Annotated in this window: 23 protein-coding genes; 15 read left to right on the top strand and 8 right to left on the bottom strand. The window is 36.6% G+C overall.

The annotated features are described in order from the left end of the window. Positions 1-29: 29 nt before the first annotated feature. The gene (locus DOK81_RS11370) at positions 30-2,366 is read right to left on the bottom strand and encodes an ABC transporter ATP-binding protein/permease (protein ID WP_206910969.1); all 2,337 of its coding nucleotides are present in this window, start codon (positions 2,364-2,366) and stop codon (positions 30-32) included. 142 nt (positions 2,367-2,508) lie between these two features. Here DOK81_RS11370 and DOK81_RS11365 point away from each other — a divergent pair, with 142 nt between their 5' ends. Both DOK81_RS11365 and DOK81_RS11360 read left to right on the top strand, forming a co-directional pair. Next, positions 2,509-3,183, top strand: coding sequence for a response regulator transcription factor (locus DOK81_RS11365; RefSeq protein ID WP_206910967.1), 675 nt, complete (start codon positions 2,509-2,511; stop codon positions 3,181-3,183). Then, positions 3,180-4,250 (top strand): HAMP domain-containing sensor histidine kinase, encoded by a 1,071-nt coding sequence (locus tag DOK81_RS11360; protein WP_206910966.1) that lies wholly within the window; start codon positions 3,180-3,182, stop codon positions 4,248-4,250. Before DOK81_RS11365 ends, DOK81_RS11360 begins: the two co-directional genes overlap by 4 nt. 146 nt (positions 4,251-4,396) lie before the next feature. Here the strand turns inward: DOK81_RS11360 and DOK81_RS11355 are convergent, their stop codons facing one another. Further along, complete coding sequence (locus tag DOK81_RS11355) at positions 4,397-5,287, bottom strand: LysR family transcriptional regulator (protein ID WP_206910965.1); 891 nt, start codon at positions 5,285-5,287, stop codon at positions 4,397-4,399. 151 nt (positions 5,288-5,438) lie between these two features. Here DOK81_RS11355 and DOK81_RS11350 point away from each other — a divergent pair, with 151 nt between their 5' ends. The 10 genes from DOK81_RS11350 to DOK81_RS11305 all read left to right on the top strand — a co-directional run bounded on the left by DOK81_RS11350 (position 5,439) and on the right by DOK81_RS11305 (position 13,080). Next, entirely contained in the window at positions 5,439-6,167 is a 729-nt protein-coding gene (locus DOK81_RS11350) for a DUF554 domain-containing protein (protein ID WP_206910963.1), read from the top strand. Positions 6,168-6,261: 94 nt separating this feature from the next. After that, on the top strand, positions 6,262-6,399 hold the full coding sequence (locus tag DOK81_RS11345; protein ID WP_206910960.1) for a hypothetical protein: 138 nt from the start codon (positions 6,262-6,264) through the stop codon (positions 6,397-6,399). Between the two features lie 110 nt (positions 6,400-6,509). Next, a complete protein-coding gene (locus DOK81_RS11340; protein WP_067481404.1) occupies positions 6,510-6,827 on the top strand; it encodes a PadR family transcriptional regulator in 318 nt (105 codons plus the stop codon). Continuing rightward, positions 6,820-7,446, top strand: coding sequence for a DUF1700 domain-containing protein (locus DOK81_RS11335; RefSeq protein ID WP_206910958.1), 627 nt, complete (start codon positions 6,820-6,822; stop codon positions 7,444-7,446). The genes DOK81_RS11340 and DOK81_RS11335 overlap by 8 nt, the downstream gene beginning before the upstream one ends. Before the next feature lie 5 nt (positions 7,447-7,451). After that, complete coding sequence (locus tag DOK81_RS11330; protein WP_206910957.1) at positions 7,452-8,300, top strand: DUF4097 family beta strand repeat-containing protein; 849 nt, start codon at positions 7,452-7,454, stop codon at positions 8,298-8,300. Positions 8,301-8,526: 226 nt separating this feature from the next. After that, positions 8,527-9,015, top strand: a complete 489-nt coding sequence (locus DOK81_RS11325; RefSeq protein WP_206910956.1) for a DUF5348 domain-containing protein — start codon at positions 8,527-8,529, stop codon at positions 9,013-9,015. A 50-nt stretch (positions 9,016-9,065) separates the two neighbouring features. Then, on the top strand, positions 9,066-9,938 hold the full coding sequence (locus tag DOK81_RS11320) for an SPFH domain-containing protein (RefSeq protein ID WP_206910955.1): 873 nt from the start codon (positions 9,066-9,068) through the stop codon (positions 9,936-9,938). Between the two features lie 195 nt (positions 9,939-10,133). Then, positions 10,134-10,496, top strand: coding sequence for a YxeA family protein (locus tag DOK81_RS11315; protein ID WP_206910954.1), 363 nt, complete (start codon positions 10,134-10,136; stop codon positions 10,494-10,496). Positions 10,497-10,505: 9 nt separating this feature from the next. After that, the gene (locus DOK81_RS11310) at positions 10,506-11,258 is read left to right on the top strand and encodes an ABC transporter ATP-binding protein (RefSeq protein WP_206910953.1); all 753 of its coding nucleotides are present in this window, start codon (positions 10,506-10,508) and stop codon (positions 11,256-11,258) included. Between the two features lie 13 nt (positions 11,259-11,271). Next, positions 11,272-13,080 (top strand): ABC transporter permease, encoded by a 1,809-nt coding sequence (locus DOK81_RS11305; protein ID WP_206910952.1) that lies wholly within the window; start codon positions 11,272-11,274, stop codon positions 13,078-13,080. A 261-nt stretch (positions 13,081-13,341) separates the two neighbouring features. Here the strand turns inward: DOK81_RS11305 and DOK81_RS11300 are convergent, their stop codons facing one another. Further along, the gene (locus DOK81_RS11300; protein ID WP_206910949.1) at positions 13,342-14,247 is read right to left on the bottom strand and encodes an AraC family transcriptional regulator; all 906 of its coding nucleotides are present in this window, start codon (positions 14,245-14,247) and stop codon (positions 13,342-13,344) included. Positions 14,248-14,399: 152 nt separating this feature from the next. Between DOK81_RS11300 and DOK81_RS11295 the strand changes: the two genes are divergently transcribed. Together DOK81_RS11295 and DOK81_RS11290 are read left to right on the top strand one after the other, a co-directional pair. Further along, complete coding sequence (locus tag DOK81_RS11295; protein WP_206910985.1) at positions 14,400-15,434, top strand: aldose epimerase family protein; 1,035 nt, start codon at positions 14,400-14,402, stop codon at positions 15,432-15,434. 17 nt (positions 15,435-15,451) lie between these two features. Further along, positions 15,452-16,618 carry a galactokinase gene (locus DOK81_RS11290; protein ID WP_206910947.1) on the top strand — a complete coding sequence of 389 codons (1,167 nt, stop codon included), beginning with the start codon at positions 15,452-15,454 and terminating at the stop codon, positions 16,616-16,618. A 59-nt stretch (positions 16,619-16,677) separates the two neighbouring features. Here DOK81_RS11290 and DOK81_RS11285 read toward each other — a convergent pair whose 3' ends face one another. The 5 genes from DOK81_RS11285 to DOK81_RS11265 all read right to left on the bottom strand — a co-directional run bounded on the left by DOK81_RS11285 (position 16,678) and on the right by DOK81_RS11265 (position 22,919). After that, the gene (locus tag DOK81_RS11285) at positions 16,678-18,741 is read right to left on the bottom strand and encodes a glucosaminidase domain-containing protein (protein ID WP_206910945.1); all 2,064 of its coding nucleotides are present in this window, start codon (positions 18,739-18,741) and stop codon (positions 16,678-16,680) included. A gap of 336 nt (positions 18,742-19,077) precedes the next feature. Beyond that, entirely contained in the window at positions 19,078-20,451 is a 1,374-nt protein-coding gene (locus DOK81_RS11280) for a PTS transporter subunit EIIC (RefSeq protein WP_206910944.1), read from the bottom strand. Then, positions 20,451-20,846, bottom strand: coding sequence for a D-ribose pyranase (gene rbsD, locus DOK81_RS11275; protein WP_206910943.1), 396 nt, complete (start codon positions 20,844-20,846; stop codon positions 20,451-20,453). The genes DOK81_RS11280 and rbsD overlap by 1 nt, the downstream gene beginning before the upstream one ends. A gap of 38 nt (positions 20,847-20,884) precedes the next feature. Further along, positions 20,885-21,796 (bottom strand): ribokinase, encoded by a 912-nt coding sequence (gene rbsK, locus DOK81_RS11270; protein WP_206910942.1) that lies wholly within the window; start codon positions 21,794-21,796, stop codon positions 20,885-20,887. A 109-nt stretch (positions 21,797-21,905) separates the two neighbouring features. Further along, positions 21,906-22,919 carry a substrate-binding domain-containing protein gene (locus DOK81_RS11265; protein WP_206910941.1) on the bottom strand — a complete coding sequence of 338 codons (1,014 nt, stop codon included), beginning with the start codon at positions 22,917-22,919 and terminating at the stop codon, positions 21,906-21,908. Between the two features lie 250 nt (positions 22,920-23,169). Between DOK81_RS11265 and treC the strand changes: the two genes are divergently transcribed. Further along, a complete protein-coding gene (treC, locus tag DOK81_RS11260; protein ID WP_206910940.1) occupies positions 23,170-24,801 on the top strand; it encodes an alpha,alpha-phosphotrehalase in 1,632 nt (543 codons plus the stop codon). Positions 24,802-24,816 lie beyond the last annotated feature (15 nt).

Below are 24,816 nucleotides of genomic sequence, written 5' to 3'. Positions count from 1 at the left end.
TAGCTGCTTTTTTGTTTATAAATATAAATTTATTCAGCGCGTAAAGCAATAGCAGCATCTTTTTTCGCTGCCATACGAGCTGGAATGTGTCCACCAAGCATTGTTAAAATAGTTGAAACCACTACTAAAATCAATGCGTGAACAGGGTTTAATTGAGCGACATTTTTCAAATCAGTCATACTATATAAGATACTGTTGATTGGAAATGTAGCTAACCAAGCAATTAAGATTCCTAAAATACCAGAAGAAATTCCTAAAATGCAAGTTTCAGCATCAAAAACTCGAGTAATATCTTTTTTACGAGCACCCAAAGCTTTCAATACACCAATTTCTTTTGTTCGTTCAATTACTGAAGTATAGGTGATGATACTAATCATGATCATACTTGTCACCAGTGAAATACCTGCAAAAGCGACTAATACGTAAGTGATGGCATCCATCAATCCACCAGTTAATTCAGTCATTGTACCTGCGAGGTCAGAATAAATGATTTTGTCTTCTTCTGATTTGCCTTTGTTGTAGTCATCCAGATAATCAAGAACTTTATCTTTGTCTTCAAAATTATTTGGATAAATCATAATACTTGAAGGCAAGCTATCACCACCAAGGTAACTAATAAATGTTTCTTTGGCAGAAGCATCTAGTTTTTCAGTGGTCATCACATTGGTGTCACTATCTCTTTGTGCCTTAACGATTTCAGAATCCTTGTTTTTGTCAACAATTTGTGTTGTTAACTGGTCGCTGTAAGCAATACCTGGAGATAAAAGATTCATTGTTGAAGATGATTTCACACGCAAAATACCTGCTATTTTTAATTCTTCAGTCGAGTCATTGTACATTTTGTCGTAGTCAGAATTTGGAATAAATGTTCCAGTTGGCAATTGTGAGTAATAGTCATTATTGTTCACTAATTTTAAAGTAGTACCAATAATTTGATCAAAATCAAATTTTTGATCTTCTTTTACATCAAAACCAAGATTTTTTAGTGCGTTGATATTCGTATTATTGTTTCCATCGACAATCAGAACTACATCAGTTGTTGCACTTGGATAATTACCAGCAAGTAGTGAATAGTTATCTTTTAAAAAGTTTCCTTTATCAGCTGCTAATTGTGTTGGGAAAGTTGAGACACCGACACCTGTCATGGAAGCCATCGTGCTTGAAAAAGAAAGAGCGTCGTTATCAGGACTCGCATTGGAGAAGCTTACTGGTTGAGCTTTTCCATCAATTTCACGAAGCAGATTGATTCCCGTTGATCGAGTAAAGCCAATATTATTACTTAAATCAGGATCAATATCATTTACATAATCGACATATTTTTGATCAATTTTGTTTGTGTGTTGTGCCTTATCTTCATCACTAGTTTTAGCGGTGATTGTTTTTTTATTTGGGTAGTCCGCTTTACTTGCACCAAGTGCGGCAGAGTTATTTGTTTGACTAGTTGTCACTTTTGAAATTGTGATTGGGAATTTTGACATTGTTTCTGATTGTGTACTATCAATTTGTTTTTGGAACCCTGTAGACAAGGCTAAGACGATCGCAATCCCGATAATTCCGATACTTGATGCAAAAGAGGTTAAGAACGTTCGCCCTTTTTTTGTTCGGATATTATTGAAAGAAAGTTTTAGAGCTGTCCAAAAACTCATTTTCGTACGGCGCAAATTGAACTGATCATTTTTTGGTCGCTCGATATGTGGATGAGAGTCTGCTAAAATTTTTCCGTCTGAAAATTCAATAATTCGATCAGCATATTGGTTAGCTAGTTCAGGATTATGCGTGACCATGATGACTAATTTCTCTTTAGAAAGTTCTCGAATCAATTCCATAATTTGAATACTTGTTTCGGTATCTAATGCCCCAGTTGGTTCGTCGCATAATAGAATATCTGGGTTGTTTGCTAAAGCACGGGCAATTGCGACACGTTGCATTTGTCCACCAGAAAGTTGATTTGGTTTTTTGTGCATATGGGCAGAAAGTCCAACACGATTTAAAGCTTCTTCTGCTTTTTTTCGCTTTTCTTCTTTAGGAACCCCACTTAAGGTCATTCCAAGTTCCACATTTTCAATAATTCCTAGATGTCCAATCAAGTTGTAGCTTTGGAAAACAAAGCCAATCGAATTATTACGATAGGCATCCCAGTCGCTATCTTTAAAATCTTTTGTTGATTTTCCGTTGATGACCATGTCGCCTGAATCATAGTTATCTAACCCGCCGATAACGTTTAGCATAGTTGTTTTCCCAGAACCACTTGGACCAAGAATTGCGACGAATTCTTTTTGTCTAAAAGCAACGGAAACGCCATCTAATGCTTTAGTTGTCGTTTCGCCAACTTTATAATACTTTTTAATATCCTTTAGTTGTAGCATCTTCATCCTTCTCTCATTAAAAATATTCTGTATAATAACAACTATAACAGAATGATAGTGAAAGTATAACGAATGAATGTTAACTGAATATGAACTGAGTGAAACATTCAAGAAATTTTTTAGAAAAATGAGGAAAAGCGCAATGAACCGACTTTTAGTTGTTGAAGACGATGAGAATCTACAATTATTGTATCAATCTGTGTTAAAACGAGCTGGTTTTTCCACTATTCTCGCCTTTAATGGCGAAGATGCACTGAAAAAACTTGAAAATAATCATGTTGATTTGATTATAACTGATGTGATGATGCCAGCAATGGATGGGTATACATTGTTGGAGAATTTACGAGGGAGTAAGATTGAGACGCCTGTATTGATCATTACTGCGAAGCATGACTTTGAGGACAAGAAACGGGGCTTTCATTTGGGCGCAGACGACTACATGACGAAGCCAGTAGACGTCAACGAAATGGTCTTGCGGGTGGAGGCTTTGTTACGTCGAGCAAAGATCAATCATAGTCAACGCCTGATAATTGGTGAGACTTGTTTAGATCAAGAAACCTATGAGGTGACGAGTAAAGAGGAGTCAATGATTTTACCGCAAAAGGAATTTCTATTATTGTATAAGTTGCTATCTTACCCTAATAAAATATTCACGCGCCAACAATTAATGGATGAGATTTGGGGGATGGATACGAATACGGAGGAACGAACGATTGATGTTCACGTGAAACGTTTACGTACGCGTTTTGAAAACAATCAAGATTTTCAAATTGTAACGATTCGTGGACTCGGATATAAGGCGGTTATCAAAAAATGAAGAAAAAAATATTTTCACAGCTCTGGATCTATTTTGCACTGATTGTTTTTTTGTGCATTATAGTGACGCTAGCTTGTTTTGTAGGATTGGTTTATTTGTTGGCAAATCAACGTTCTTGGACACCAACAGAACGGCCGACGCTTTATCCAATCATGGTTTTAGCAGGATTTAGTGCAGTCGTTGGAACAGGAATCTCTGCGTTTGTTGGTAGAGGGATATTGTATCCAATTAGTGAACTAAGAAAAAATATGAGCCAAGTAGCAAAAGGCGATTTTACAATCCAAATGAATGAGCAACAAAAAGTAGCTGAAGTTCAGCAACTGTATCAAGATTTCAATGTAATGGTTCAAGAGTTGAATAGCATCGAAACTTTGCGCAATGACTTCGTCTCAAATGTTTCGCATGAATTCAAGACACCGTTAGCAACTATCCAAGGCTATGTCCAATTATTACAAAATCCCGATCTTTCAGACGAAGAACGACAGGTATTTTTACAACGAATCATCGAAGGAATCACGCAACTTTCTCAATTAACAGAAAATGTTTTGAAATTGAATAAGCTAGAGAATCAACATATGCTAATGGAGAAAAAAGAATTTCGTTTAGATGAACAAATTCGAGAAGTGATTTTATTTTTACAACCGAAGTGGGAAAAAGAACAATTACAGTTGGATATCCAACTGGAAAAAGTGAAGTATGTTGGAAATGAAGAACTCTTGTACCAAGTTTGGTTGAACATTATGGATAATGCCATCAAATATAATCGTCCAACTGGTAAAATTTCGGTAAAACTAACGCAGAAAAAAGACGAAATCGTATTGGAAGTGACAGACTCTGGTATCGGTATGGATGAGGAAACTTCGGCAAAAATTTTTGATAAATTCTATCAAGGCGATACGAGTCATCAGAATGCGGGGAATGGTTTGGGCCTTTCGTTAGTGAAGAAAATTTTGGAATTGCATCAAGGACGTATTGACTACAGTAGTATTGAAGGTGTGGGGACGACGGTGATGATACGTTTGAAAAATGTGGAAGAAGTTGTGAAGGAAGCGCTTCTTGAACACTGAGAAAAAGGTTGTGGCACAAAATGCTTAGTCCGAGTAGATAGTGCGCACACAAAACAACTAACAAAAATCTCCTCATGATTTTGACATCAGAGAAGCGAATAGAGTGACACTATTTTATACAGTTTCTTAGAAGTTGAACAAGAAAGTTAACTTCTAAGAAGCTGTATATTTTGTTTTAAGTATTTCCAAAACGTATTTGAGGCTAAAGAATGTTCCCCTTGTTTTCTAGCGAATGCCAGAAAACTTTCTCTGTTTGGTGTAATGGGAACGAGTACCGTATCTTCCTTTAATAGATAATTAACCGTTTTTTCCATCACGATCGAGATGCCCATATCGTTTGCAATCATGTTGAGAATCAAGTCCATTCGAGACCCGTTGTAGACAATGTTAGGCTCAAACCCGACTTCGTGGCAAAGATCAATCACTGGTTGATAAAGATTGGTTTGCTGTCCAAGTAACAGAAAGGCTTCATCTTTTAGTTCACGTAAATTTAATTTTTTTTCATGCGCTAAAGGGTGATGAGCTGGGAGTACGGCAACAAAGTAATCTTTTTCAGTGGGAAGCCATTCAAAATTTGTCGGTGGCTCATGAAAATTTCGACCAAAAATAATTGAATCAATTTGTTCAGTTGAGTAATAAGGGACTTCCGCACTTTCAACTTCTTTGAGTTGAATAGAAAATTCAGGATGAAGTTTCAAAAATTGAGTAATATGACGAAATCCAGCATAGTGGGTCATAGTAGGAATCGTTAAAATGCTTAAAGAGAGATTTTGTTTTTTGGTATACATTTCTAAGACATCCGTCATGCCTTGGTATTGTTCGACAATTTTTTTCGCATAGGGCAGAATGAGCTGTGCGGTTTCTGTTAACTCGATTTTTCGATGCGTGCGGTCAAATAATTGAGTGTCTAGCTCCTTTTCTAAAGCAATGATTTGTTTGGAAATCGTTCCTTGTGTCATGAAAAGATGTTCTGCTGTTTTAGTAAAGCTTAACGTCTTTGCTAGATCAAGAAAGACAACAAGTTTTTGAATATTCAAGGAAACCTCTCCTAACTATTCCGTTTATGAATACTTTAACATGAAATTTGAATTGGTTGAATGAAAAAACTTTGATAGACTAAAAAATGCAGCGAAAAGGAACGCTTTGAAAGAGTAAATGAAGCGCGTTAAGGTAGAAAGGAGTTTTTTTATGCCAACTGGAGTATTAATCAACGTCGGAACGGTCTTTTTTGGAGGACTGTTTGGAGGTCTTTTAGGAGAGAAATTAAGTAATCGATTTAAAACACAACTAATGATGGTGTTTGGTGTTTGTTCAATGGGGATGGGGATTTATTCGATGGGCCCGATGAAAAATATGCCACCTGTCATTTTTGCTTTAGTGATCGGGACAGTGATTGGACTAGTCATTCATCTAGGAGAGCGGATTGATCAAGGCGCAAATTTGATGCAAAAGCCAATTTCAAAATTATTTCCTAGTGAAAAGCTTGATTTATCTCATGAAGAGTTCATTAATACCTTAGTCACAGTGATTGTGCTATTTTGTGCAAGTGGGATGGGGATTTACGGAAGTATTGATTCAGGAATGACAGGAGATAACACGATTTTGATTTCAAAATCTGTTTTAGATTTTTTTACAGCAACGATTTTTGCTTGTAATTTAGGATTTGTAGTTTCCGTCATTGCGATACCGCAATTCATTATTTTTTATGCTTTGTTTTTATTAGCAAAATTCATTTTTCCAATGACAACGCCAGCAATGATTCTAGATTTTAAAGCTTGTGGTGGCTTTTTGATGCTTGCAACTGGTTTTCGAATGATTCATGTCAAAATGTTTCCAGTTGCTGACATGATTCCAGCGATGGTTGTAGTAATGCCTTTTAGTTGGTTGTGGACGACAATCATTTTGCCTCTATTATAAAAGCCAGAATAAATAAGAAAAAATTTTATAAGACAACAAGATTATTTTAAAGTAAAGTATTTTCATTTATACCCATGCTATACTAGCAGGTGAGATGACAGTATGGTTTGTGGTTATCCAAGCGAAAGTTCATGTTTTTCTAACAATCAGTTTGTACGAAGAAAACTATTCAAAAAAATTGGTTATTAGTGGATGGAAAAAACTACCAAATTTAGTTGGTGAGAAGGTGTAAAGACCTTCTCTTTTTTTTTACTCAACTAAAAATTAGAATACGTTGCTCAAACTATATTATATCTGATATAATATAGTGGAATTAAAAATATTGTAAAAGAAGGTGTCGCTATGCATATTCAAATTCCAACGGTTCTTCTTGATGGAACGGTGTTAGCAGCATTGAGTCGAGAAGATATGTATGGATATGCACTAACAAAAATTGTGCAGGAAAGTTTATCAATTAGTGAATCTACCATGTATCCCGTATTAAGAAGATTGAAACAAGAAGGATATTTAGAAACCTATGATGAACCATTCGAGGGTCGAAACCGAAGATATTATCGCTTAACACCAATCGGACATACACATTTAGAAGAAATTATTGATGAATGGATCGTTTTTCGAGACTCTTTAGATCGGTTATTGGAGGATAATAGACATGAATGAATATTTAAGTGAAGTCTTAGACGAACTTCAAGAAATTCCTGAAGCTGACCGCTTTGATTTGATCCAATATTACGAAGAGTATTTTTTGGATTCAGGTAAGACAGTCGATGAAATTTTAGAAGAATATGGCACACCTAAACAGTTTGCATTGAAGTTGAAGATCAATTATTTTTCTGAAGCAGATGACTTAGGTCAAGAAGAGATTCATCAAAATAGTCCGAAAAGACAAATGCGTTTGATTTGGTTAATTTTACTTGGCTTATTTGCATCGCCAATCTTAATTCCTTTAGCATTGCTATTTATTGCTGTATTGGTTGGTTCGGTCATCGCATTATTTGCGGTTATTTTTAGTATCTATGTTGTTTGCATTGTGATTTTAGGAGTAGGCGTGGTTATGGCGTTAGCAGGACTGATGATTTTAGGACAATCAGTTGTCAGTGGTTTGTTTTTCGTTGGCTTAGGTCTGTTTGCGACTGGTGCAGCTATCTTTTTTACTCCGATTTTAGTGAGATTGACAAAATGGTTGGCTCAGTTGATGATGCGTTTTGTGAAATGGGTCGGTCGTCGCTTTGTTACTAACCGTGGTCTTCATCCAACACACGATGGAACGGAGAGGTGAATGAAATGAAACTAAAACAATTTTTATTGATTGGTAGTGGCTTGATGCTCTTTGGTGGAATTTTGGCAGCAGGGACATATACGGCAGGTGCACAAAAGACAATCGTTTGGGAAAATGGTCCTAAGTTATTAGAGATGCAAGAGCATACAGAAAAATTTAAAGCAAATGAAATCAAAAAATTAGTGATTCAGGCAGAAAACCAAGAAATCAAAATCAGACAAGGGATTGATTTTGAAGTCACGACTCGTTATGAAAAGTCAGATGCACCAAAAATTGATTTAAAGAATCAAACATTAGCCATTCAAGCGCAAGGTCAGCCGGAATATCCAGTTCAGCTTAGTTTGGAAGAAAATCAGCCACAGATAACGATTACGGTACCAAAAGAAATGTCTCTCAGTGATGTTACGATTGAAAGCAGTAATAGTCGATTAGCGATGACAGATATTGCAACAAAAAATCTAACTGTTGACGCTTATGCAAATAGTTGGTTAAGTTTTATTGGCTTAACGACGGACTCAGTGACAGCCAAAGATCAATTTGGTTCGCTTGATTTTAGTCGTTTGAAAACTAAAAAGGGAAACTTTACTGGTGAGGGAAGTAATTTTTATTTTTATGATAGTGCGTTAACAGAATCAAGCACGATTGTTGCTAAAAATGGTTCTGTTCAGTTGACGGATTTAGCTGTTCCTGGCTATCAACTAACATTGATAGGCGATTCAACTTTCCAAATGAACAATGAAGTACAAGCAGGCGTATCTTTTGAAAAAGGAAATGCGGAAAAAGGATTGACTGTTGAAGGAACAGACACCTTTATTGGATGGATGGACGATGAACAAGAATATTTCGATGAATGAGCAAATGGACGACGATATGGAAGACATGAATGATCATATGGAGCAAAAGATGGATCACATGGACAACCATATGGAAGATGAAACTGAATAAAATTTCGTAAAATGATATTGAGACATTTTTTTGTTTCAATATCATTTTTTGTTTCGCTTAAGTTGTTTTCTTATAGTAAGATAGGTATAGACAAATGAAAAATTGAAACTTAGCAGAAGAATTAGGGTGGGGAAAATGAAGACAGAAGATGTTCAACGAGAACAACTACGAGAAAAAATGCTCGAACTACATGCGCAATTAAAGTCATTGAACGAATCATACTATGATGATGATAAGGAAAAAGTAACGATTGAGTATCCCAAAAATTCAGAAGGACGTCAATTAGAACAAGTACATAATGAAATGTTTCGCCATTTAATGAAAGTAAAAAAGGAGATGGATTATTACTCATTGCCAATCATAGATACGGGTGTTTTACAATATGATCCAAGTAAAGAACGCTTTATTTTTAAGTCTGTCCGAAAAAATATCATTCTCAATGCGGGAATGTATTTGGAAATTTTAGTTGAAGATTACTTTACAGAACAAAAACACTGGGTTAGAACCCGATTAGAGTATTTACCAAAAGCTGCGGGAGGAACGCACTCAACGGGATGGTTCATTAGCGAAGATAAAGATTTAGAATTAGAAGGTGCTTTAGCAAGACTGAGAATAACTGAGTAGTCAGGAAAGAAAGTTTATGCTAGTACGTAAGAGGAGGAAAGACATTGAAAATGAATGAGAAAAAAGCGCTCTATATCAATGGGTATATTGGATTAGTTGGTGTCGTTGTTTTGGCAATCGCGGGTGCCATCTTGTTTTATTTTGGCACAGTAGCAACTAGCCCAACATTAATCATTCTAAGCATCGTTTTGTGGGGAATTGCTTGTTTATTAGTTAGCTCAGCAACAGTGGTCAGTCCAAATCAATCAAAAGCTATTTTGTTTTTCGGTAACTATTTAGGAACAATCAAAGAAAATGGCTTTTTTTTAACCGTTCCGTTAACTAATAAAATCAACGTGTCACTTAAAGTTCGAAATTTCAATAGTTCTGTTCTAAAAGTAAACGACTTAGATGGAAATCCCATTGAAATTTCTGCTGTTGTCGTTTTCAGAGTGGTGGATACGGCGAAAGCTTTGTTTGATGTTGCTTATTATCAAGACTTTGTAGAGATCCAAAGTGAGACTGCTGTTCGTCACATTGCAAGTCAATATCCTTATGATACTTTCAATGATACTGATATTACTTTACGCGGAAATACGACCGAGGTTTCGGATAAATTAGCAACGGAGCTTCAAGAACGACTAGCTGTTGCGGGAGTTGAGGTCATCGAGGCACGATTGAACCATTTGGCTTACGCAACTGAAATTGCGAGTGCCATGTTGCAAAGACAGCAGGCAAAGGCAATCCTCTCTGCACGTCAAACAATCGTTGAAGGCGCGGTCACAATGACGCAAATGGCACTGGAACAGATTGAGTCGGGTCAAGAAATCAATTTTACAGATGATCGAAAAGTTCAACTAATCAACAACTTATTAGTATCGATTATTACAGACAAAGGGACGCAGCCGGTAATTAACACGGGGGATTTAACTGATCGAAAATAACCCATGATTGAAAGTGAAAAATAGCGGGGTGAGGCAAGTTTGCTTCACTCTTTTTTAATTGAATAAGTCTATTGTCAGGTTGACTCATTGGATAAAAGCTAACAATATTGAAAGATGACTGACAGAGGAATCTAAGGCATGTTCGTTCTTTTTTTTCTATACTAAGTTCATCAAGTTAAAAGAGAGGTATAGACCGTGAAAAAATTTCTGATTGGATTATTGGTTGTCGTGGGTATTGGAGTAGCAGGTTTAAAAATAGCAGATGCTGTTATTATGGGCGGAGATGATTACTATGTACAGATCACGACAAACGGTGAAAAAATTGTTCAAAAAGATGAGCAAAATCAAGATGTGATCACTTACCAATATAATTTATCTGGATTTAATAAAGAAGGCGCTAAAAAAGAATTAGAATTTCAAGGGATGCAAGCACGCCCATTACGAAAAAATGCGTATCTCAAAGTAGTCTGGAATAAAAATAAAGGTGTAACTGGTTATGAAGAAGTTGAAAAGTCAGCAATACCTAAAGCAGCACAAGAAAAATTAACTAAAGGGTAGGCGTAAAAAATGGAAAAAATTGTTGAAATCCAAGACGTAACAAAAGTGTATGGTAAAAATAATGAAAAGAAAACGACAGCTTTAGCGGGCATTTCATTTTCAGTGGAAAAAGGTGAATTTATCGGAATCATGGGTGCATCCGGTTCTGGTAAATCAACTTTGTTGAATATTTTGTCTACCTTAGATAAACCAACAGATGGTCGTATTCGGATCAATCAAAAAGATGTAACAGCTTTAAAAGGAAATCAACTGGCAGATTTTCGTGCGAAAGAAATCGGGTTCATCTTCCAAGACTTCAATTTATTGGAAAACTTAACCGCGCAAGAAAATATTGCCGTACCACTATCTTTACAAGGGGTTCGTCCAAAAGAAATCAAACAAAGAGTCAAACAAATTGCTGAACGCTTATCAATTAGCCATATTTTAGATAGCTATCCTTCAGCTATTTCCGGTGGACAAAAGCAACGTGTCGCAGCTGCTAGAGCATTGATTACTCAACCAACGATTTTATTAGGCGACGAACCAACTGGTGCACTCGACTCTAAGAGTGCGCGTGATCTATTGGACACGATGGATGAATTGAACCAAAAAGATAATGTTTCTATTTTATTAGTAACACATGATCCTTTTTCAGCAAGTTATTGCCAACGAATCTTATTTATCAAAGATGGCGGCATTCATCAAGAAGTTAAACGAGGCGATCAAAGTCGTGAGTCGTTCTATCGCCAAATTTTAACTATTCTAGGAAATTTGGAACAGTAAGGGGGAGAAAAATATGCTTTGGAAACTATCACTTACTGGTATCAAAAGCCGCTTGCGTGACTATCTAGTCTTGTTTTCAGGATTAGTTATGGCGTCAGCAATTTTTTATATGTTTGAGTCAATGGCAAGTAATGAAGCTTTTCTGAAAAGCAATTCGACAATTGCTTCAACGGTAATCATTTTTCGCTTAGGATCTGTCTTATTAGGAATCATCACCTTTGTGTATATTCTTTATGCCAACTCATTTTTAATGACGATGCGTCAAAAAGATTATGCGATGTTTATGATGTTAGGTGCGAAAGGACGAAAAATCGCACAAATGATTTTTTCAGAAACATTTATCGTGGGGATTTTAGCAACGTTAGTTGGCTCCGTTGTCGGCATTGGTTTAACGAGTGTGGTCAATCACTTATTAGTCCAACAATTGAATGTTAAAATTTCAAATTTTTCACCATTTAGTGTACATGGATTATTGATTACAATTGCGTTTTTCTCTATTTTATTTTTATTAGCAGCTATTGTTAATGCTTTTTCAATTGTAAAAAAACCAATTTTAACTTTGATTCGTGCAGATCAAACACCAACACAAATGAAACAACATAAATTTCTCTTCTTTCTTGAAGTGGTATTGGGGATTGCCTGCTTAACATGTGGTTATTACATGATGCAAAACTTAGCGAAATTTCAGTTGTTTGGAATTGGAGTAGCTTTAGTTACTATTGTTTTAGGAACATATTTCATCTTCCATTCCGTTATTATCTTCTGCTTATCTTTATTGAAAAAAGCAGATAGTATTGCATTAAGAAAACTAAACAACTTTACTTTTTCACAACTAAGTTTCCGTATTCGTGAGTATACACAAATGCTTTCAATGGTAGCAATGCTATTTGCTCTAGCACTAGGGGCTTTGACTGTTGGATTAGGATTTAGAAATGAAATTTCAAAAGTAACAAATAGCTTTACTGTTTATGATCTTGTGCTAAACAATGCACAAAAAGTTGACCAACAAGAAGTAACAAAATTAGCCCCCAAATTAAATGCTTCTTACACGCAAAAAGAAGACGAGCAAACGATATATTATGTGACAGAAGAGTTTGAACAAACACCATTTTTGATTAAAGAAGCAAGCACAGATCGAGCAGTTGAACCGAAAGACAAAGAAATCACTGCCGATCAATTAGCAAACGAACTGAAATTTCAAGATAGCTTAAGAGATTACGAGTTGCCTGAACAACAACCAAAAGAAATCAAATTAATTTCGCAAGCAGAATTTGCTCAATTGAATTTACCAGAAACGTCACTACAATTAGTTCAAGTAACTGATTTTGAAAAACAATTAAGTAACATTGAAAGACTGGTAGCAACAAATAAAACAAACAACCCAGCACTTCAAGACGTGAACTATAGCTTTACTCAAAAAGCAGATGTGTACAACACATTCAATGGTGCATTTTCTGGATTTGAATTTATGGGATTCTTCTTAGGTTTAGCCTTCTTGACGATGTTAGCAAGTTGCTTGATGTTCAAGATTCTTTCAGGAAGTAAGAGTGACCAAGTACGTTATGAAATGTTGCAGAAGATTGGAACACGACAAGGTTTATTAAAACAATCGATTCGTAGAGAAATTGGTGTCTTGTTCTTAGCACCTGGTATTTTAGGTGTTGTTCACGTCTTGTTCGGCTTACAAATGTTCAAGTTATTGATGAGTGATCCTTATGATAACTTATGGATTCCATTTACAATTTTCTTTGTCCTATACTTTATCTATTATGTGATAACGACATGGTTGTACACAGGAATCGTTTTAAAGAAACAAGCATAAATAAATGAGTTAGAAGTGTTTGAAGCAGAAGTAGTTTAACGTCAAAACAGACTAAAGTTCTGAATTTTCGTCTGAACCTTGGAAGGTTTTCAAATTGACAAGTTTTGTTTTATCGTTTATTTAATCGAAGTTCAAAAAGAAAGAGGTTGGGAAAGTTTATGATCCCAGCCTCTTTCTTTAGGTGTTGTGCAAGTAAAAATGAAAATATACTAGTCATTTTATTTTTGATGATTCGTTCTAGTCTGATTTTTAATGCGAAACTCAAGTAGCTCGGCCTACGATTGCTTGATGTTCTAATAACTCCATAACAGATTCTAATGAAAGATTGTTATGTTTTTTCTGACTAGCTCGTTTGCGATAAGCCGTTGGTGTTTCGCCAGTCTTCTTTTTAAAAGTCCGACTAAAGACAACTAAGCTATGAAAGCCTGACTGAAAAGCAATATTTTCAACTGAATCGTCTGACATCAGCAATAAAAAAGCAGCTCGATTGATTCTGATACCCAGCAACCATTCTTTGACACTTACTCCGATATTTTCATGGAAGGTGCGAGAGAGGTGACTGCGGTTGACTGATAATGCGTCAGCAATTTCTTGAATAGTGAGTTCCTCTGTTGCATGCGCTTGGATATATTCGATTGCTTCAATCGTCAAACGCGAGATATTTTGAGGTGTACTTAAGTGATTTTTTCCACCATCTACTAGCAATTTTTCAAAAAAACGATACAATAACTCGTTCAATTTGATTTCGTTCAGTAGTGTATCTGGTGCATAATCAAAACAAGTTAAAATCAACTGACTATAGTCAACTAACTGATTTGAACGAAAAGTATACTCATCTTCTTTAAAAGGTGAGTGTTTTATTAGTTCCTCAGCTTCTTTTCCACCAAAGGAAAGCCATGCGTAGACCCAAGGATTGGTCACATCGGAACGATAAAAAGTTTGATCACCAGGGCGAATGAGAAATAAATCTCCTTTTTTTAGATGATACTGTTGCTGATTGACCGAATACACACCTTCCCCATCCAAGATGATATGTAGGACAAAATGCTGCCGGATAGCTGGTCCAAAAGAGTGGAAAGGCATCGTTTTAGAAAATCCACAAAAGTTAAAGTAAAGTTCACTTGATAAAAAATGATGTTCTTTTCGTAAAAATACAGTTTGTTCCATCTGCTCAGCTCCTTTTCTTCAAGGTACGCTTTCTCGAAAAAAAATGCAACAAAAAGTTAAATTTGTATCACATGATAGCAATAAAAAGAAAGCGATTACTTGTTATAATAAACATGAAGTAATCAACTATGGAATGGAAAGAGGGCGGCAGTATGCAAGTCAAAGAACAAGAATTTGGAAATAATTCTCATTTGATCACATTGATCAATGATCAAAAAACAGAATTAGCCGTTACGGATTTTGGCGCACGAATTGTACATTTACAGACGTTAATTGATGGAACAAAACGGGAATTGATCCTAGGATTTGATCAAGCAGAAGAATATCTTGCAAAAGACGCATATATCGGTGCAACAATCGGTCGAACAGCTGGTCGAATCGCTAAAGGAAAATTTGTTTTAGACAATCAAGAGTATCAGGCGAAAATCAGTGAAGAAACAGGTCATTGTTTACACGGCGGAGATCCTAGCTTTGAAACGAAAAATTGGCCGTATACGATTATCAAGGGTGAAAATGAAATTTCTGTTATTTTTTATTTAACAAGTCCTGATCAAGATAATGGTTTTCCTGGTAATTTAGATGTAGAAGCGCGCTATACTTTAACAAATGATGATGTTTGGCGGATGAGCATTCGTGGAATTAGTGATCAATTGACTTTATTCAACCCAACCAATCATGTGTACTTTAATCTAACCGGTGATGTAACTGAACCAATTGATCAGCACGAATTGTGGTTAGCAAGTCGCTTTTTTGCTCCTTTACAAAAAGATTTGATTCCAAAAGGAGAAGTAGCACCAGTTAAAGGGACAGCATTCGATTTTACAACACCAAAAGAACTTTCAGATGTTTTTACTAGTGACTTTCCTCAAGCTAAAATGGTTGGTGGAATGGATCATCCATTTTTTTTACAGAAGACGAGAGAAATGAATCCAGTAGCGAAATTAACTAGTCCTGATAAAAAGGTTGCAATCCAAATAGCGACCAATGCAGGAAGCATCGTTTTGTTTACTGCTAATTTTGGTGATGAGGCACCAGTTATGCACGGAGACAAATTAGTGAACCATGGCGGAATCACTTTTGAAACGCAAGAAGCTCCTGGGTCAGAACGATTTGAAAGTTTTGGCGATATTACGCTTTTACCTAATCAAGCACGTGTATTTGTGACGGAATATCAAATAAAAAAATAGATGAATGAGGGATACAGATGGAAAAAATAGCTGAAGTAACAGCAGCATTTCATAAATTATTTGGAGAAAAAGCAACTAGTTCTTTCTTTGCTCCAGGTCGGATCAATTTGATTGGGGAACATACAGACTATAATGGTGGACATGTGTTTCCAGCATCCATTACGTATGGGACTTATGGTGTAGCTGCACCACGAGATGACAATCAAGTAAAAGTTTATTCCCTAAATTTTGAAGAAGTTGGCGTAATTACTTTTTCTTTGGATAACTTAAACTATACAAAAGAAGATAATTGGGCAAACTATGTAAAAGGATTCATTTTAAAAGTCCAAGAAGCAGGCTATCCGATTACTCACGGCTTTGAACTTGTGATTGAAGGAACGATCCCAAATGGTGCTGGTTTATCAAGTAGTGCTTCGTTGGAACTACTAGTAGGCGTCATGTTAGAGGAACTGTATGATTTACCAATCAGTCGTTTAGAATTAGTTAAAATCGGTCAAAAAGTTGAAAATGAATTTATTGGAGTCAACTCAGGAATCATGGATCAATTTGCAATTGGTTTTGGCCAAAAAGAACAAGCTATTTTATTAGATACAAATACATTAGTCTATGAAATGGTACCGACTGAACTAGGAGACTATGCAATTGTCATCATGAATACGAATAAACGTCGCGAACTAGCAGACTCGAAATATAATGAACGTCGTGGTGAGTGCGAGGAAGCATTGAAACGTCTACAAAAAGTTGTCGATATCCAATCATTAGGAGAATTAGATGAAGAAACATTCCAACGTTACAGCGAAGTGATTAAAGATGCTATTTTAACAAAGCGTGCAAAGCACGCAGTGACAGAAAATCAACGAACGTTGAAAGCAAAAGATGCTTTAGTAGCGGGTGATTTAGTTTTATTTGGCCAACTATTGAACGCTTCCCATGATTCCTTGCAGCACGACTATGAAGTGACAGGTATTGAGCTGGACACTTTAGTTCAAGCAGCGCAAGCACAAACAGGGGTTTTGGGTGCTAGAATGACAGGAGCAGGCTTTGGTGGATGTGCGATTGCATTAGTGAAAGAAGCGGCGATTCCAGTATTTGAAGATAACGTTAAAGAAATTTATCTAGAAAAAATTGGTTATGCGCCTGATTTCTATGTTGCTCATATTGGGGATGGCGCACAGAAAATCTAATAAGTGAAAGAAGACATAAAAAAGAGCTTCAGACAAGTCTTGTCTGAAGCTCTTTTACTTTATTTAAAAAGTGGAAAGTCTAACCAAAATGATTTGTTTAAACTTAAGAAACTAACCATTGGTAATTCATTTGATTGAGCTGTTAGTGTTCGTGTTTCTGGAATCTGATTCACAGTAAAGTGATACCATAATTCCCAAACATTTGCGACTTTCAATTCAGAAAGGAAAGCTGGTGAATTGATATTAGATTTGACGATAGGTAAATCTAATACGTCACTAAACGTTAAATGATTCTTTTTCCAAATAGTTGGTACAATCAGAAGTTGTTTAGTTGATTTTGTTTGTGTTTTAATCGGTTCTTCTTTAGCTTCATCATATTTTGTTAAATCGTACGCTTTGATGATCGCATTTAATTTTTTCGAATATTGTTTGTCTGTTGCATAGCGACCTTCAAGATATTTTGTAGCATCCTGGTAAGATTTAGCTTCAGATTTCCAAATTGGTTTATAGAAATCTTTATTTCCAGATAAACCATTTTTGATTAAATCAGCGTAATCTTCCAAGCTTTCTTTGTAAGAAGGGTATTTGCGGAACTGAGCTTTGATTTGATAGCTTTGGCCATTTTCGTCTTGTTCAAGTGTGTTAAAAGAAACACTTGAACCTTTAAAATCACCTTTGATTCCAAAAAGATTATAATTTGGCTCGCTAGCTAATAAGCTATTTCCTGAACCACTTTCCAGAATAGCCTGTGCCATCATTACTGAAGCGTAGATTCCTTCTTTTTGTCCAATCTCTTGAGCAAAATCAGCAATTTCCTTTAAAAAATCATCGGTTGATTGATTTTTAGAAAAAGAAAAATCACCTAGATTATCTAAAGCAGAGGAACCAATAGAATTAGCTAATGAACCAGATGCTACTGGCAAACCAGCTAAGTTCACCCGAACAGCAAAGTCAGGCGTGTAATCAGCAATAGAAGTGATACGAACGTGATCACCTGGTTGAGGGGCATGAATGTATTGTCCATTACCAATGTAGATAGCTACATGATGTGTCACACCAGAAGATGGTCCCCAGAATAACAAATCACCCGGTTGTGCTTGGCTAACTGGAATTTGAGTACCAGCGTATTGTTGTTCACCTGTCCAGCCACCAATATAATGACCAGTGGCTTGCATGTACACATAATAAGCTAGTCCAGAACAATCAAAAGTTGAAGCGCCTTTTGCTCCCCAAACATAAGGACTTCCAAGATATTTGTATGCTTCTTTGACGATTGCCTGTTGAACACTTGTAGTATTCGCTGGTAAAACGGCATTTGTTGGTGTTTTTGTAACAAAGTCAGAAGTTGAAGCAGAAGGACTTTCTGTCTTTGGTTGTGTTACGTTTGTTGAAGAGTTGTTTCCAGTGTTTGGTTTAGAACCCTTTTGTGAACTATTCGTTGATCCAGCAGGCTTTGATGGTTTATTATTGCTGGAATTCGATGTATTCCCTTTACCAGAAGAGTCTGTTGTACTACTGCTTTCTGTAGTACTTGAATCAGGAGTGGTACTTTCTTCTGTCGGAGCTGTTGAGCTGTCTGAAGTATTACCTGTGCCTTCACTTGGATCAGTCGAAGGTTCTGTTGGCTCTTCTGTTGAAGACTCAGGAATAGCTTCAAAGGTTGCATCGATTACTAAGTTGGCCCTACCAACAACAAATGTTTGATTTGTGTAATCAACTGTTTGAACACCATCGATTTGAACAGATGCAAGTTGTTCTCCAGCACTTGGTGTAATCTTGTAGTTCAGTTGTGTCCCTTCTGTTAACCCAGTTAAGACACCACTTTCATTAATTGATAAAGTTTGCCCATCCATTGTTGTAATAGTGATCTTACCAATCAATGCGGGATTAATTGTTGCTGTGTAAGTAGCTTCTGCTGGTGTTTCGCTCTCTGACTGAGAGGAAGAACCAGTAGAAGTTGTCGCGTTTGACGTGCTAGTCTCAGGTTGTTCCGAGGCTACGACTGAACTTTCGGTCGTTGCAACTGGCTGTTCTTCTGTTGCAAAAACGGATTGAGTAGATAAGACAGTCGGAGCAATGAGCCACGTAGCTGCTAATAGGCGAATTGCCTTGTTATTCTTCATAGTCATCTAATCCTTTTTGTTTTTTTTTTTTGCTCATATCCAAGTAGTTCATAAAATACTCTCTAACTGGTAAAGTGACTCTCCATTTTCAATGAAAGAATCAACTTTTCTGACAGAGTAGCTGGCATAGTTACGAGTAAAAGTTGTCTGGCTTAAATTTTTGGGTATCGTTCTTACTTTGTTGGGGAAAAGGTGTGGTTCAAAATAAGATACGCATACTCTATCCAATTGTACCAGAAGATGAACATTTCGACAAAAAAAAATAGTGAAATAAAGGGACGTAAAAAATAAAAAAAACTCCAAACAGTGAGAAAACTCATTGTTTGGAGGAGAAAGTTATTCTTGAGGCATCAAAGTTTCATCAAACCCGCTAACTAAAGTGGTGATCATTGCAACTACTAAGCTGACCGCAAGACCGATGACGTACCACCAAAAAGTACTTGAAATGAATGCAGGAAGAGTGGTCAAGCTGCCAAAAACAAAGGCAATTGCTTTTACTTTTGCAAATCCCATGACCGCGCCACCAGCTGCAGCACCGATACAAGCAGCTATAAAAGGTTTTTTCAAAGGAATGGCAATGCCATAAACAGTTGGTTCAGTGACGCCAGCTAATAAAATGGAAGCAAATGCCGAGCCAGATATCGAGCGTGTTCTTGACTGTTTACTTTTTAGAAACACACCTAAAGCTGCTCCAGCCATCCCAAAGTTTGCTGCCCCAGTTAATGGAACGATGCGGTCAAAGCCAAAACTTGAAATGTTGCTAATCATGACTGGATTGACAGCCCACTGAATACCGAAAATCACTAAGATATTCCATCCACCAGCAATGATTGCACCACTAATTGGTCCATTGATATCCATCATCCAAGTGATAACAGCGGCTAATCCTTCACCCAAGTACACACCTGCAGGGCCAAATACCATCAACGTCAATGGCACTGTAATCACTAATGAAAGCAAGGGAACAAAAACTAATTGCATACTTTCGCGAATATATTTTTTTAGAAATTTTTCAACAAAAGAGTAAAAGAAAATTCCTAAAATAGCTGGCATCACCGTGGAAGTATATTGCATTAGTACCACGGGGATACCTAGAAAATCAGTCGAAGCTTTCCCTCCGTTGGTCAAAAGACTGGTTAAATTTGGCTCGATTAAAGCAGCTGCAATGACACCAGCAATATAGCCATTGACTTTAAAAGTCTTGGCTGCAGAAAAGGCTAGAAAAATAGGTAAGAAATAAAAGACAGCGTTGGAAGCAGCAGCTAAGATATGGTAAGTTCCGCTAGTTTCATTTAACCAACCAAGCGTCGTTGCTAATACAACTAATCCTTTTAAAATCCCTGAACCGGCAAAAAGTGGGATGATTGGTGTAAAGATCTCAGAAATCAAGCCAAATAATTTTTCGATGGGGTTCAGTTTTTCTTTGGTTGCAGTTTGATACAGTTGTTGACTTAAGGCTTCATATGTTTCATTTAATCCTTGTTCCATAATGAGTTCTGCATATTTCTCTAAAAGAATGAAATATTTTACATTGGGAATTTGTTGAATAATTTCTTTTGATTCCGTTGCTGGTTGTTTTTTTAGTTGAATGCGTAATCGAGTGGCACAAGGTGTGATAGATTCAATATTATTTTTCCCGCCTAACTGAATAAGCAAAAGTTGAACTTGTTCCGACAATAAAAGTTGTTCTGGCTGAATGATTTTTTCCATTAGAAAACCACTCCGCTCACCAAAATAATATTTGCATAAGGTGTCATTTCACCAGTACGGATAAAAGCATGGCAATGAGTTAGGTCTTGTTTCATTTCCTCATGAGGTATAAACACGATAGGCGTTTCAGGCATCAATTGTTTGATTTGCTCTAGTACATCAGGATTCAATGTCTTTATTTCTTCTGCTAGTTCAATTGATTGAACTTCTAGTTCTTCTAGGACGTTTTCTAAGACAGTCATAAAGCTGGGTACGCCGTTTGTGACAGCAAGATCGATTTTTTCAGTTCCAAATGGTACAGGCATGCCAGCATCACCAATACTTAATTTGTCAAAGTGTCCCATTTGTGAAATAACTCTAGAAATATCTGAATTAATAACTTTACTTTTTTTCATATCAAGATCCATCCTTTTCATTCATTGTTTGTGGTCTGTTATTCAAATGTTAAGTCTGTACGATAAGGGATTGATGGTTGAGCACCATAACTTTGGACAGCAACAGAAGAAGCAAGGTTACCATACCGAATGGCTTCTGGTAAATTGTTGAAATCTGGATTCAATTGGCTACTTAAAGCACCAATGAACGTATCTCCTGCAGCGGTAGTATCAACTGCTTTTACTTTGAAAGCAGGCACGATACCATGTTCAGTCGCAGTATGATAGAAGGCACCTTTACTTCCTAAAGTAATAATCACTGTCTCAATTCCAAGCTGATGAAAAGCAGTTGCAGCTTGCAATAAACTTGCTTCATCTGTCACTTCAATCCCAGTAATAATTTCTGTTTCAGTTTCATTTGGAATAATGACATCGGTTTGTGCCAGTAGTTCCGCTGGAATTGTTTCAAGAGCGGGTGCAGGATTTAAGATTGTTTTTTTTCCAGCTTTTTTAGCAAATTTAAATGCAGCCAATGTCGCATCTAAACTACTTTCAAATTGTGCAATCAGGAAGTCACTGTTTTCAATCAACGCTTTTTGTTGCTGAACTTCTGCTTCATGAAAGGCATTATTTGCACCAGCATGGATCAAAATACTATTTTCGCCCGCATCATCAACCATGATCATTGCTTGACCAGTTGCGGTGTCAGGGATTGTGGAAATACCTGAGATGTCGATCTGTTCCTTTGCCAATAACTCAAGTAAAGTAGTGCCTTCGCTGTCAGCGCCAACTGCGCCGATAAAAGCCGTGTTTGCACCAGAACGTTTTGCAGCAACAGCCTGATTAGCACCTTTTCCTCCGCCTGAATGGAAGATGTCGCTTGTGTGCATAGTTTCGCCCGGTTTAGGCATTTTTTGTAAACGTAAAGTTGTATCCATATTGATACTACCAATAACTGTAACCGTGTTCATTTTTCAAACCTCCAAAAAGTTGATGACATTTTTCCTTGCAGGAAAAAAGATTAAAACGTTTTATTAAAACGTTTTAATAACTTGGCTAAAATATAGCACACCTTGAAAGCTATTTCAAGGGTGCTGTTGAAAATCTTTTTTCTAAATGAACTGGAAGCAGTTTTTCTTCCGGTTTTTTTTCAGGATGCTGGATACGTTCTAGTAAAAGTTTCGCTGCTTCTTGACCCAGTTCGAAGATTGGTTGTGCAATCGTTGTAAGTTTAGGCTTTACATACTCAGACATATCTACATTATCGTAACCAATAATACTATAGTCCTCAGGTATTTTTTTACCTAATTCCTCTAGTCCACGGTACAAGCCAAATGCTAATTCATCGTTCAATGCAAAAATAGCAGTTGTTTTAGAACCAACGATTTGGTGAGTTGCTTGGTAGCCACCTTGTTTTGAAAAAGCTGTTGGAATGAGAAGCAGTTGACCATAGTCAATTTGATAAGCATCAGCTGCTGATTTAAACCCTTCGATACGTTCTTGGATATTTGCTGGTGGATTTTCTGGGTAAACGAGGGCAACTTGTCGATGCCCTAAAGAGAACAGGTGCGTGCCAGCTAAGTAGCCTCCACGAAAATCATCCGTACGCACGGAGTCACTAAACTCTTCTGCTTTTTTTTGATCTAAGACGATAAATGGGCGACCCTGTTGTTGTAAGTCCTGCTTGATTGCCTGAGTAGAAATGACAGAAGAAGCAATGATAAAACCATCTACACCACGACGAGTTAGTTCTGAAAGGTACTGGACTTCTTTTTGCTGATTAGAGTCAGCATTGCAAAGAATGGTCACGAAATGCTGTTGATATAAAATTTCTTCGATCCCTCGCATGAGCAGATTGAAAAAAGGATTCGTAATATCAGGAACAAGTACACCAATCGTTTTTGTCTCTTTCGTAATCATCTGACGCGCAAAATAATCGGCTTGATAACCAAGTTCATTTTTGGCAGCTAGGACTTTTTCGACTGTCTTTGAACTAAATTTATCTTGGTTACCATTTAGAATTTGCGAAACAGTGGCAATCGAGACACCGGATCGCTGTGCGACATCTTTAATCGTTACTTTTTTTTTCACCATAACTTTTTATACTCCTAACTAAATCTTGTGGTTATTTTCCCATGAAACGTTAAAGAAGTAAACGAAATCATTTGATAAAGAGAAACTAAGAATGATTTTCAAAAAAGAAAATTAGGGTACCTAAAAAGAATAGGTTATCTGATTGAGAGTAGTCGAGTAAGTTTTACAAACGCTTCCTTTTCAGTTATAATAATTTTGAGTAACTTGTATATATAAGTTCGAAGGCGACTAATTTAATGGAGGCGAGTATATGTCATTTAAAGAAAAAGTCATTTATCAAATTTATCCAAAATCATTTAACGATACGAATCATGATGGAATTGGCGACTTGAATGGTATTCGAGAGAAACTACCTTATTTACATGAGTTAGGTATTGATATGGTTTGGTTAAATCCAGTTTATCCCAGTCCACAAAAAGATAATGGCTATGACATTTCAGATTATTTAGCGATTGATCCATTGTTTGGGACGATGGATGAATTTGAAGCATTAATCAAAGAAGGGAAAGAGTATCAAATCGAGTTTATGCTTGATATGGTCTTGAATCATGTTTCGATTGAGCATGAATGGTTTCAAAAAGCACTAGCGGGTGATAAATACTATCAAGATTTTTTCTATATTCGTGATGAACCAACTGATTGGGTTTCAAAATTTGGTGGAAACGCATGGGCACCCTTTGGAGAAACAGGAAAATATTATTTACATCTATATGATATTACTCAAGCAGATTTGAATTGGCGTAATCCGGTAGTTCGCGAAGAGTTGTTTAAAGTCGTTCGTTTCTGGATGGAAAAGGGCGTGAAAGGATTTCGGTTTGATGTCATCAATGTTATTGGAAAAGATGAAGTGTTGAAAGACAATCCAGTGAATGATGGGAAACCTGAGTATACGGATAAGCCAATCACTCATGATTATTTAAAATGGTTGAATCAAGAAACTTTTGGACGAGATCCAGAGATTATCACAGTTGGCGAAATGAGTGCAACTACCGTTGAAAATTGTATTTTATACACTGAACCTAACCGTCATGAGTTGACAATGACTTTTAACTTTCATCATTTGAAAGTTGATTATGAAAATGGAGATAAGTGGACAACTCCAGCTTTTGATTTTGAAGAATTAAAACGTTTGTTCCATACGTGGGGAGAAGAAATGAGTAAGGGGAATGGTTGGAATGCTTGGTTTTTAAATAACCACGATCAACCACGAGCTTTGAACCGGTTTGTTTCAGTAGAAAATTATCGAAAACAAGGGGCAGAAATGTTAGCGACGTTGATCCATCTGAATCGGGGAACACCCTATATTTATATGGGGGAAGAAATCGGGATGATTGATCCGGCGTTTACATCTATGGATGATTATGTTGATATTGAAAGTAAAAATGCTTATCAAATGTTAGTAGAAAAAGGTCTATCAGAGCAAGAAGCCTTTCATAGAATCCAAGCTAAATCTCGTGATAATTCACGAACACCGATGCAGTGGACCAACGAAAAACATGCTGGTTTTACTGAAGGAACACCATGGCTGAAAGTGGGCGCCAGTTATCCTGAAATCAACGTCGAGGCAGCAAAAAATGAGCAAGAACAATCAATTTTTGCCTATTATCAGCGCTTAATTCAGCTACGCAAAACACATCTGGTGATTTCTGAAGGTGATTATCAAGCCTATGCACCAGAACATCCACAAGTTTATGCTTTCTTACGATCTTATGGAGATGAAAAATTACTTGTTTTAACTAATTTTTATGAAAAGACAACTAAAATTGATCTTCCAGAAAAATTTGTTGAAGGCGAAAGACTGATTGATAACTATTCTGATACAGTGATAAGTAAAGAATTGACGCTAAAACCGTACCAAGCGATTGCATTGCTTGTGAAATAAAAAGAATTCCTACTC

Origin of the sequence: Enterococcus sp. DIV0660C, assembly GCF_017316125.1 — a bacterium.
Classification (GTDB): Bacteria; Bacillota; Bacilli; order Lactobacillales; family Enterococcaceae; genus Enterococcus_B.
This window is presented reverse-complemented; position numbering and strand designations above follow the sequence as displayed.

Excerpts from the sequence above, each read along its gene's own strand:
- DOK81_RS11370 (WP_206910969.1), bottom strand. The coding sequence starts at position 2,366 with ATGCTACAACTAAAGGATATTAAAAAGTATTATAAAGTTGGCGAAACG.
- DOK81_RS11365 (WP_206910967.1), top strand. The coding sequence starts at position 2,509 with ATGAACCGACTTTTAGTTGTTGAAGACGATGAGAATCTACAATTATTG.
- DOK81_RS11360 (WP_206910966.1), top strand. The coding sequence starts at position 3,180 with ATGAAGAAAAAAATATTTTCACAGCTCTGGATCTATTTTGCACTGATT.
- DOK81_RS11350 (WP_206910963.1), top strand. The coding sequence starts at position 5,439 with ATGCCAACTGGAGTATTAATCAACGTCGGAACGGTCTTTTTTGGAGGA.
- DOK81_RS11345 (WP_206910960.1), top strand. The coding sequence starts at position 6,262 with ATGACAGTATGGTTTGTGGTTATCCAAGCGAAAGTTCATGTTTTTCTA.
- DOK81_RS11340 (WP_067481404.1), top strand. The coding sequence starts at position 6,510 with ATGCATATTCAAATTCCAACGGTTCTTCTTGATGGAACGGTGTTAGCA.
- DOK81_RS11335 (WP_206910958.1), top strand. The coding sequence starts at position 6,820 with ATGAATGAATATTTAAGTGAAGTCTTAGACGAACTTCAAGAAATTCCT.
- DOK81_RS11330 (WP_206910957.1), top strand. The coding sequence starts at position 7,452 with ATGAAACTAAAACAATTTTTATTGATTGGTAGTGGCTTGATGCTCTTT.
- DOK81_RS11325 (WP_206910956.1), top strand. The coding sequence starts at position 8,527 with ATGAAGACAGAAGATGTTCAACGAGAACAACTACGAGAAAAAATGCTC.
- DOK81_RS11320 (WP_206910955.1), top strand. The coding sequence starts at position 9,066 with ATGAATGAGAAAAAAGCGCTCTATATCAATGGGTATATTGGATTAGTT.
- DOK81_RS11310 (WP_206910953.1), top strand. The coding sequence starts at position 10,506 with ATGGAAAAAATTGTTGAAATCCAAGACGTAACAAAAGTGTATGGTAAA.
- DOK81_RS11305 (WP_206910952.1), top strand. The coding sequence starts at position 11,272 with ATGCTTTGGAAACTATCACTTACTGGTATCAAAAGCCGCTTGCGTGAC.
- DOK81_RS11300 (WP_206910949.1), bottom strand. The coding sequence starts at position 14,247 with ATGGAACAAACTGTATTTTTACGAAAAGAACATCATTTTTTATCAAGT.
- DOK81_RS11295 (WP_206910985.1), top strand. The coding sequence starts at position 14,400 with ATGCAAGTCAAAGAACAAGAATTTGGAAATAATTCTCATTTGATCACA.
- DOK81_RS11290 (WP_206910947.1), top strand. The coding sequence starts at position 15,452 with ATGGAAAAAATAGCTGAAGTAACAGCAGCATTTCATAAATTATTTGGA.
- DOK81_RS11285 (WP_206910945.1), bottom strand. The coding sequence starts at position 18,741 with ATGAAGAATAACAAGGCAATTCGCCTATTAGCAGCTACGTGGCTCATT.
- DOK81_RS11280 (WP_206910944.1), bottom strand. The coding sequence starts at position 20,451 with ATGGAAAAAATCATTCAGCCAGAACAACTTTTATTGTCGGAACAAGTT.
- rbsD (WP_206910943.1), bottom strand. The coding sequence starts at position 20,846 with ATGAAAAAAAGTAAAGTTATTAATTCAGATATTTCTAGAGTTATTTCA.
- rbsK (WP_206910942.1), bottom strand. The coding sequence starts at position 21,796 with ATGAACACGGTTACAGTTATTGGTAGTATCAATATGGATACAACTTTA.
- DOK81_RS11265 (WP_206910941.1), bottom strand. The coding sequence starts at position 22,919 with ATGGTGAAAAAAAAAGTAACGATTAAAGATGTCGCACAGCGATCCGGT.
- treC (WP_206910940.1), top strand. The coding sequence starts at position 23,170 with ATGTCATTTAAAGAAAAAGTCATTTATCAAATTTATCCAAAATCATTT.